The organism is Alcanivorax sp. HI0083, assembly GCF_001635175.1.
In genome coordinates this window covers 1-6,016 of sequence record NZ_LWFX01000957.1, presented here as the reverse complement: position 1 = coordinate 6,016, position 6,016 = coordinate 1, and the positions used below count along the sequence as shown (strand labels likewise).

The following is a 6,016-nucleotide window of genomic DNA, read 5'->3' as shown; positions in this document are numbered from 1 at the left end:
CCGAGGCGTTATCCGTGGGGGCATTGGTCAACACCCGCTCCCCATAGCTGCCCTTGGTTTCTTCACGGCTGCCGGCATAGGTCGGCTTGCCTTCGAAGGGTGCTCCGGCGCGCATCTGCACGGCACCGTCACCGTTCTTGTCCACCCAGCCGATCAACCCGGAGTTTTCCCAGTTATAGAACCATTCCGGCAGTTCGGTGTATTGGGTTTCGTTCACGGTGTCGATCAAGTTGAGCCGTGCGAATGCGCCCACCGCCGGTGCAGAGGTGTACAGCAAGGCGATAAAGAACAACGCCCAGCCGGCACTGATACGGGCATCTTTCACCCGGGGTACGGTAAAGAAACGCACGATCACGTGGGGCAGGCCCGCAGTACCGCACATCAATGCCGCAGCAATAAAGAACACATCAATGGTGGATTTTGAGCCTTCTGTGTATTCGGTAAAGCCCAGATCGGTCACTACCTGGTCCAGTTTGTGCAGCAGATACACCCCGCTGTCACCACCGGCTGCATCCAGTACCGTGCCACCAAAACCGGTTTGTGGAAGAACATGCCCGGTCATCATGATGGACAGGAAAACCGCCGGCACCAGGAAGGCAAAGATCAGCACGCAATACTGCGCTACCTGGGTGTAGGTAATCCCTTTCATGCCACCAAGCACAGCGTAGAAAAACACGATGGCCATACCGATCACTACACCGGTATTCACATTCACTTCCAGGAAGCGGGCAAACACGATGCCGGTACCGCGCATCTGCCCGGCCACATAGGTAAAGGACACGAAGATTACGCAGATCACCGCTACCGTTCTTGCCACGTTGGAGTAATAGCGATCACCAATGAAATCCGGCACCGTAAACTTGCCGAACTTGCGCAGGTAAGGTGCCAATAACATGGCCAGTAGTACATAGCCCCCGGTCCACCCCATCAGGTACACCGACGCATCGTAACCGGAGTAGGCAATAATCCCGGCCATGGAAATAAACGAGGCTGCCGACATCCAGTCGGCTGCGGTGGCGGCGCCGTTCGCTATCGGGGAAACCCCGCCACCGGCCACGTAAAAATCTTTGGTCGACCCGGCCCGTGACCAGATCGCAATCCCGATGTAGAGCGCAAACGAACCGCCTACAAAGAGATAAGTGAGTGTCTGAATATCCATAGGATGTCTCTCTTTATCGGACTCTTTATCTGCTTTTCAGCGGTTAGTCTTCGTGGACGTCAAATTTACGGTCCAGCTTGTTCATGGAGTGCGCGTACATGACGATCAGCACCAGGAACACGTAGATGGCTCCCTGTTGCGCAAACCAGAAGCCCAGCTTGAAACCGAAGAATTGGATTTGATTGAGTTCATCCACCAGCAAAATGCCGCAGCCATAGGAGACAGCGAACCAGACAGCCAGGTAGGTCAAAATCAATCGCAGGTTAGCGGCCCAGTAGGCGCGGGCGTTTTCTTCTTTCATTACTCGTCCCTCTGCGTCATCAGGAAATCAGGCCACCCCCTTTTCAGGCAGACAAGGGATAGGCTCGAGCTCCAGACTAGCCAAAGGGCCATGGCAACACAGTATGACTTTAGTCGAAGCCGGGACGGGTTCAGGCTCTGACGGGCCAGCGCTATCCATGCCGGCAAAATCCGCTCCCGACCTGTGCAGCTGCGTAATTTCCGTTAAACTGGCAGGTCTTGGCCTGTGCGACACCACTACGCAGGCAGGGATTGACGCGTCGTCGAAAAGAACAACCATGGATAGACAATGAAAATAGCGCGATGGATTTCCAGCGCTTTGCTGCTTGTGATCTTGTGCGGCGTATTGCTGCTGACCTTTACCCCCAGCCTGGAACGCTGGCCCATCGCCTCGCCGCAACCGGCTCCCGCTCCGGGGCAGGTGACGCTGACCTACCTGGGCACCAGCACCATCCTGATCAGCGATGGCAGCACCCATTTGCTCACCGACGGCTATTTTTCCCGGGTATCCATTCCCCAACTGCTGTTTACCCGACTAAAGCCCGATGAGCAGCGCATTGATCAGGCCTTGGAACAGGCCGGGATTACCTCGCTGGACGCATTACTGGTGCTGCACTCCCATTTCGACCACGCCATGGATGTGGCCGTGGTGGCACAGAAAACCGGGGCACAACTGCTGGGCTCCACCTCCACCGCCATGGTGGGCCGCGGCGGGGAACTACCGGAATCGCGAATCACCACGATTGAAACGCATCATCCCTATCAATTTGGTCAATTCACCGTGCGGTTCGTCCCTGCCAGCCATGTGCCACTACCCGCCGCCGTGGAGGCGATGACCGGCAAGGGCGACATTCCAGCACCGGTGGTTCCCCCTGCACGGGTAGGTGCCTGGGAAGAGGGCCAAAGTTATGGTGTGGTTATCAGCCACCCCAACGGGTCCGTGTTGATTCAGGGAAGTTCAGGGGCAGCCCCCGGCGCACTGGATGCCTACCAGGCCGACTATGCACTGCTGGCCAGCGCCAGCCTGGGCAAACAATCTGACCACTATCAGCAGTCATTCATGGAGGAAACCGCCAAGGCGGTGGGCGCACACACCGTGATACCGGTGCACTGGGATGATTTTTTCAGTGAACTCACGCCTGACGTGAAGCCTCTCCCCTGGGGGCTGGACAATATGCATGACTCGTTTCATGCGCTGGCGGATCGGCACGAAGGCGACTTCCTTGTCTTGCCACCCTTTCAACGCTTTACGTTAAAGGCACAAAGTCAGCCAGAATCCGGGCAATAACCTCGGGCCGGGTTTCGCGTTTCAGCTGCTCAAGCAATTGCGCCGCCTGGGGCCAGCGCCGGCGCAGGTAACTCAACCACTGTTTTATGCGTCCGGCCAATTGCGCATCAGTGCCGGTACCCGCCACATCCACCCAAAACTGCTGCAGTATCGGCAAGATAGCATTCCAGTCAGACTCCGCGCCATGACGCAACACGGAGACCAGACGGGGGTCGGCCACAGCGCCGCGCCCGAGCATGAGATCCTCACAACCACTTTCCAGGCGGGCGCGGGCCGCATCGTCCGCAGTCCAGATCTCACCATTGGCGATCACCGGAATCGATACCACCTCACGGATGTGCCCGATACGATCCCAGAAGGCCGGCGGTTTATACCCCTGGCGCTTGGTGCGCCCGTGTACCGTCAGCCAGGCAGCACCGGCTTCCACCACCGCCCGTGCATTATCCAGCGCCCGGCCATCATCTTCATTCCCCAGGCGCATTTTCACGGACACGGGCACATTGGCCGGCACGGCCTCACGTACCGCCGCCGTCACCGCATGCACCACCTCTGGCTCATCAAGCAACACGGCACCACCACGATGGCGGTTCACGGTTTTCGCCGGGCAACCAAAGTTCAAATCAATCGCCGGCGCCCCAAGTGACACTGCACGTACCGCATTTTCCGCCATGCAGTCAGGCTCGGAGCCCAGCAGCTGAAGATGCACAGGCGTGCCCGCCCGGGTGCGCGCGCCAAGCTTTAACTCGGGGCACCAGCGATAAAACACCTTCGGCGGCAACAGCAGCCCGCTGACACGGACAAACTCACTGACACACCAATCGTAGTCGCCCACATCCGTTAATGCCTGGCGAACCCAAAAATCCGCCAGGCCCTCCATGGGGGCCAAAATCAATTTCATGGCGCGCATTCTAGGCTACTGCAACGTTGCCGAATACGAGTAATTGCGGGCAAAAATCCATTCAACCTTTCTCCTTCTCCACCACGAACCACACCACAAAACATCCGGCTTTTCTTGCAATAACGGTGTTCATTTGCCACGGTAAATAACAATTTGCGCAAGAATGGACGCTACTCGGGGGCACTCGCACGCCGGAAAATCGGTAGCTGGCGCCCCTGGCAACGTGAGGGAACGCAATGAAAAAAGCATCATTCGCGAGCGCCATCGACACGGCATCACCATGTTTTTTCCTGCATGGTTAACGCCGCCAACGCCTTATCGGGAAGGCGCAAGAGGGTACACTGCCGAGAAAGTCTGTCACCTTTTCTCCGGGTTACCGAGTGTTCCATCTCCACGCACCCACCGTCAGTTGCGTGCGTTTTTCTTTCCCTTATTGCGTCGTGGGCGCTGCGCGACACGCTGCCGAAACCCAAACGCGATTACGCAATATTTCGCCTTACACCACCCCACAACTCATAGGCCTGTCGCCTGCCCCGCGCCAGGCCGCACGTTTTTTGCGATAAAAATGAGGGAGAGAAACTGATGAAACAGCAACGTATTTTGCCATTATCGACAGCCCTGCTGGCCGGCTTTGCCGCCCTGCCTGCCCAGGCAGATCTGGAGGTGACGCCCTACGGCTCCCTGCGCATCCAGACAGAAGCCGTTTCTGTCGATCAGGCGCAACCCGGCGAAGACGATTCCTACACCGGGCTTCGGGATGCGTACTCCCGACTGGGTGTCACCGCCAAATATAATGACTTCGAGCATTTCAACATTACCGGCACGGTGGAATTCCCGATTAATTCCGCACGCCTGCAAGCGGAAGACCCGACCTTTTTCCAGGAAAGTTATAAAGGCAACAACAAGCCGCGGGTCGCCGACATTACCGTCGCCCACGACCGCTTTGGTAGCGTGCGCGTCGGTACCCAGTGGCTGGCGTACTACAACAACGTGGCCTACCCGCTGGATTTCTTCAGTTCTTTCTATTCTGGCTACGCCACCCAGGCCACCTTTCGCCGCGACGCGCTCACCTACACCACCCCCAGCATGGGCGGCTTCACGGCCACCGTTTCCGGTGTCGATCTGACGGATCAGCAGGGCACCAGCTATCTGGATACCATGCAGTACGCGCTGTCCTATGCGGTAACCGACTCGCTGGCCTTTGGTATCGGCTACCAGGACAGTGAGCAGGACTCCGCCAAGCATGCCGATCAGGCGGGCATCTCCGCAGCCTGGTCCCCCGGCAACTGGCGCTTCGCCGCCAAGGTGGAACAGCTGCTGACCAACGATGACACCGTCCAGGACGATGACCCGGTGACCTATAACCTGATGGGCTCCTACAGCTGGAACAAGTACACCCTGCGCGCCATGGTCGCCCATGGTGAAGAAACCGATGAAGGTGATGCCTTCTTCCAGGGGGATTCTGCCCAGGTCGGGCTGGACTACCGCCACACCGAAAACCTGAAGTTCTTTGCGGAATACTTCTACGAGGAACTGGGCTACGCCATCTACACCCCCAACTCCGAGAGCTTCAACCCGCTGGCGGGCTACCAGGTGGAAAGCGATGGCCAGGTCTTCACGGTGGGCATGCGGTTTGATTTTTAAGAGCCGCTGGCACCCATCACGCTGCACGCAACAACGCGGTTTAGTGTGATGCGTACCGGAAACCCAACAGGCCGCGCTCGAAACCTCGGCGCGGCCTGTTGGGTTTTACCTGGAAAAAATTCCCATGACTTCTACAGCATGATGCGTGTTGCGCGCACCATGAAGCTTGCTTGATCAGAATCCCCGCCGGTTGACGCAAGCGAAACGCCATAGCTTAGGAGATCAGAGGAAGAAGCAGCCTGCGAGCTCCGGCGGGCCTTTCAATATAATCAGCCACCACGATCGGGTGGAAGCCCCTGTTTAGAACCATTTGGAATCAATCTTCCGGCCCTCTTTTCCCCGCCTGCCTTACCCTATTTATATCAATCACTTAGAATAGATCAAATCAGCTGAACGGTTACCCTGGCCCGGTTTGACCACCACAGCCAGCCCGCAACCTGGAATTGATTCACCACAGCCGCTGCATTACTGTTGCCGCCAGCACAGCCCACTGCAGGGGCAGAGACAGCAAAGACGGGGTCCCGGTGATGGATCCGAGGAGACGCTCATGGCAAAAAACGCAGCCCCCGCGCTGGAAACCTCGCTGGATAGCCTGGAAACCCTGGTGGAACGGATGGAATCCGGTGAGTTGACCCTGGAAGACTCCCTGAAAGCTTTCGAGGAAGGCGTACGCCTGTCCCGGGAGTGCCAGCAAGCTCTGCAGCAGGCGGAACAAAAAGTCCGCATC

Annotated in this window: 6 protein-coding genes; 3 read left to right on the top strand and 3 right to left on the bottom strand. The window is 57.6% G+C overall.

Going from position 1 to position 6,016, the window contains the following annotated elements:
• Together A3754_RS10960 and A3754_RS10955 are read right to left on the bottom strand one after the other, a co-directional pair.
• On the bottom strand, window positions 1–1,159 hold a 1,159-nt coding region (locus A3754_RS10960; RefSeq protein WP_197468622.1), incomplete at its 3' end, for a sodium:solute symporter family protein.
• Window positions 1,160–1,202: 43 nt separating this feature from the next.
• Window positions 1,203–1,460, bottom strand: a complete 258-nt coding sequence (locus A3754_RS10955) for a DUF4212 domain-containing protein (protein ID WP_063519707.1) — start codon at window positions 1,458–1,460, stop codon at window positions 1,203–1,205.
• Between the two features lie 288 nt (window positions 1,461–1,748).
• On the opposite strand from A3754_RS10955, the gene A3754_RS10950 reads away from it, so the two are divergent.
• Window positions 1,749–2,747, top strand: coding sequence for an MBL fold metallo-hydrolase (locus A3754_RS10950; RefSeq protein WP_082872491.1), 999 nt, complete (start codon window positions 1,749–1,751; stop codon window positions 2,745–2,747).
• Here the strand turns inward: A3754_RS10950 and A3754_RS10945 are convergent.
• Complete coding sequence (locus A3754_RS10945) at window positions 2,707–3,654, bottom strand: tRNA-dihydrouridine synthase (protein WP_197468621.1); 948 nt, start codon at window positions 3,652–3,654, stop codon at window positions 2,707–2,709. The genes A3754_RS10950 and A3754_RS10945 overlap by 41 nt on opposite strands.
• A gap of 573 nt (window positions 3,655–4,227) precedes the next feature.
• Between A3754_RS10945 and A3754_RS10940 the strand changes: the two genes are divergently transcribed.
• Complete coding sequence (locus tag A3754_RS10940) at window positions 4,228–5,289, top strand: porin (RefSeq protein WP_063519705.1); 1,062 nt, start codon at window positions 4,228–4,230, stop codon at window positions 5,287–5,289.
• 547 nt (window positions 5,290–5,836) lie between these two features.
• Window positions 5,837–6,016: exodeoxyribonuclease VII small subunit (locus A3754_RS10935; RefSeq protein WP_063519704.1), on the top strand; the 180-nt coding region annotated here is incomplete at its 3' end.

What these genes read in the sequence shown, in the direction of transcription:
- A3754_RS10955 (WP_063519707.1), bottom strand. Translation starts at nt 1,460, where the DNA reads ATGAAAGAAGAAAACGCCCGCGCCTACTGGGCCGCTAACCTGCGATTG.
- A3754_RS10950 (WP_082872491.1), top strand. Translation starts at nt 1,749, where the DNA reads ATGAAAATAGCGCGATGGATTTCCAGCGCTTTGCTGCTTGTGATCTTG.
- A3754_RS10945 (WP_197468621.1), bottom strand. Translation starts at nt 3,654, where the DNA reads ATGCGCGCCATGAAATTGATTTTGGCCCCCATGGAGGGCCTGGCGGAT.
- A3754_RS10940 (WP_063519705.1), top strand. Translation starts at nt 4,228, where the DNA reads ATGAAACAGCAACGTATTTTGCCATTATCGACAGCCCTGCTGGCCGGC.